Origin of the sequence: Pricia sp. (assembly GCF_041745955.1) — a bacterium.
Classification (GTDB): Bacteria; Bacteroidota; Bacteroidia; order Flavobacteriales; family Flavobacteriaceae; genus Pricia.
Genome location: NZ_JBGTHY010000331.1, coordinates 1 through 2,692 on the forward strand (window position 1 = coordinate 1; position 2,692 = coordinate 2,692).

2 protein-coding genes and 1 pseudogene are annotated in these 2,692 nt (G+C 43.4%); 1 reads left to right on the forward strand and 2 read right to left on the reverse strand.

The window, feature by feature from the left end; all coding sequences use genetic code 11:
* A pseudogene (locus ACEW8S_RS12205) lies at window positions 1–1,555 on the reverse strand (glucosidase); the annotation flags it as partial.
* A gap of 532 nt (window positions 1,556–2,087) precedes the next feature.
* On the opposite strand from ACEW8S_RS12205, the gene ACEW8S_RS12210 reads away from it, so the two are divergent.
* On the forward strand, window positions 2,088–2,267 hold the full coding sequence (locus ACEW8S_RS12210; RefSeq protein WP_373518427.1) for a hypothetical protein: 180 nt from the start codon (window positions 2,088–2,090) through the stop codon (window positions 2,265–2,267).
* A 15-nt stretch (window positions 2,268–2,282) separates the two neighbouring features.
* Here ACEW8S_RS12210 and ACEW8S_RS12215 read toward each other — a convergent pair whose 3' ends face one another.
* Complete coding sequence (locus ACEW8S_RS12215) at window positions 2,283–2,501, reverse strand: DUF433 domain-containing protein (protein WP_373518428.1); 219 nt, start codon at window positions 2,499–2,501, stop codon at window positions 2,283–2,285.
* Between the last annotated feature and the right edge of the window lie 191 nt (window positions 2,502–2,692).

A 2,692-nucleotide genomic window follows, 5' to 3' on the forward strand; every position in this document is an offset into this window, starting at 1 on the left:
GATTCGTTCCGTGTTTATCCTTTTGGTTCACCCACCAGGTAAAGTTGATCGTCAGTTTATGAAAGGCTTTTTCCAAAAAATCGGTATCGCCTTTTCCGGTTCGCTTCTTATCCTTTTCATAGACATTCCATACGGCCCACGAATGCACGGGCGGATTCACATCACTAAAATTCCACTCGTAAGCGGGAATCTGTCCGTTAGGATGCATATAGCTCTCCCGAAGCACCAACAACAGTTGCTCTTTGGCAAAATAGGGGTCGATTTCTACGAACGATGCCATGTGAAAGGCTAGGTCCCAAGCGGCGTACCACGGGTATTCCCATTTGTCCGGCATGGAGATGACGTGCCGGTTGGTCAGATGCTGCCAATCGGTATTTCGGGCATCGGAGCGATACGGTGTAGCTTCCCCGGGCCCTCCATAAAGCCATTTGAAAACGTCGTAGTAATAGAATTGTTTCGTCCAAAGCAGACCCGAAAAGGCTCTTTTTGTAATTTCTTGGTGAGCTTTGGGGAGGTCGTTCTGTATGACATCGTCATAAAATTGCTCGCACTCCCGTATTCGTTGTTCAAATATGGCATCAAAATTGGACCACGGATTCTTTAATTTCTTTTTACGAAGGCGTACGCGTATCGTTTTTTCTTCACCCGCTTTCAGTTCAAGCCTGTGCCAAATTGCCAACTTCGACCCTTTCTTGCCGGGGTTTACGGTAGGTTTTCCGTTTACGACATGGTCGTTAATCCCGTCCTTTACGTAATCGCCCTCGTTCGGCACACCATAAATACGTTGATTATTGGTCTCGTTCTCGCAAAAAAGCTGTTCGCCGTTTTCGTGATAGAAATAGTACCTGCCGTTACGAACACTGCGCGATTGCACACAAGCTTCACCTACCGATTTCATACCGGGCCGTATGTAGCGTTTGTTATGTTTCCAATAATTCCGGAACCACAGCTGGGGCAGTACATGTAGTTTCGCCTTTCTCGACCCTCGGTTTACCACGGTAATCTTCATAAGGATATCGCCGACATCCGCTTTGGCATATTCTATAAAACAGTCAAAATACGCATTGTTCTCAAAAGCTCCCGTATCGAGCAGCTCATACTCTGGTTCGTCTCGGCTTCGTTTGTTTTTCTTGACCAATCCGGCATACGGGAATTTTTTGTGCGGATATTTGTACAGATACTTGCAGTAGGAATGTGTCGGGGTAGATACCTGATGGAAATAAAGTTCCTTAACGTCTTCCCCGTGGTTGCCCTGATCGTTGGTCAGTCCGAACAAACGCTCTTTTAGAATCCTATCCTTGCCGTTCCAAAAGGCCGGGGCCAGGCAAAGTATCTCCCGCGAGTCACAGAATCCTCCAATACCCTCTTCGCCCCATCGGTAGGCATTGCTTCGTGCTTTTTCATGGTCTACAAAATTCCAGGCATGCCCGTGCGCACTGTAATCTTCTCGAACGGTACCCCATTGTCTTTCGGCCAGATACGGCCCCCATCTTTTCCAGTTCTTATAATTATTGGGAACGGCCAATCTCTCGGCCTCGGCATTTGTATTGGTCATATAAGGGTGGTACGGTTTTTTAAAGGTGCTTCTAATATAAAACTAATCCGGGAGGATGGTTAGACTTACGGTAAGTTTTAACGTATCGTCAGTATGAACGGTACTATTTTAATATTTTGTCAAAAAGTGCCGTTGTAACTAGCGGATATTTGATGGGAAGATTTTATAGCCTCGGCAACTCCTATGCTTTGGGAGAACTTGAACCTAAAGTTTGCAAAATCTTTGTAGCCTCGGCAAGAATCGAACTCAAAGCTCTGAACCCCCTATTTTAAAAGGATTTTCAGTATTCGGTGATTTCGATGTTGACGATTTGTGAACTTTTTCGGTGCTTTTTATTTCGTCATTGCAAATGTAATCAAATCGATATAAATGGTACTATCTGGAATTGGCATCTAATCCTTTAGCCGTTAAATTGAAATCTATGGAACGGAAGTTGTAACTTTATTTTGTTAGAAACACTATTGAAATGGCAACCTTGGATTTAAAATAGAGCGTACAGAACTATATCGATGCAGACAACAGGCTTCTCAAAATGATAAAGGCATTAGTGGAAAGCTACCATGAAGATGATGGTATCGTAGGGTATACCGTCGATGGAAAACCTTTGATGAGGAAGCAGTACAATCAGGAACTTTTGGATGCCGAAGGCGAAATCCAAAGGGGCGAGCTTACATCGGTCGAAGACCTCGAAAAAGAAGCACGGAACTGGTAATGGCATGACCCCCTATTACCCCACACGGATTCTATTTTCCAGGTTGGCTGCAAATGCCAGGCAAGCATTTAATTTTTCTTCGTTCAGTTCCGGAAAATCCCTGATAATGTCCTGCTTTCCCATCCCTTTTGAAAGCCAGTTGAGAACATCGTAGACCGAAATTCTGGTTCCGGCAACAATGGGCCTTCCAAAACGGATTTCTGAATCTATGGTTATGTGGTCTTTGTAATCCATTCAATAAAATTAGTGTTTTTTAAACAGCTATAATTGAATTAATCCTTAAAAAATGGGTGAGGCACAAAACTGCCATCATCCATAAATCATTTCTTTGGATTCATTTATTGATTTTATGAGAATAGGATTTTTTAAAGTCTGTTCCTCTAAAAGGTCGATTTCCCTTCCTAGGAGCTTTTTTAAATTTTCTT

Bases quoted from the DNA above. Each gene is read 5' to 3' on its own strand.
- ACEW8S_RS12210 (WP_373518427.1), top strand. From the start codon at position 2,088: ATGATAAAGGCATTAGTGGAAAGCTACCATGAAGATGATGGTATCGTA.
- ACEW8S_RS12215 (WP_373518428.1), bottom strand. From the start codon at position 2,501: ATGGATTACAAAGACCACATAACCATAGATTCAGAAATCCGTTTTGGA.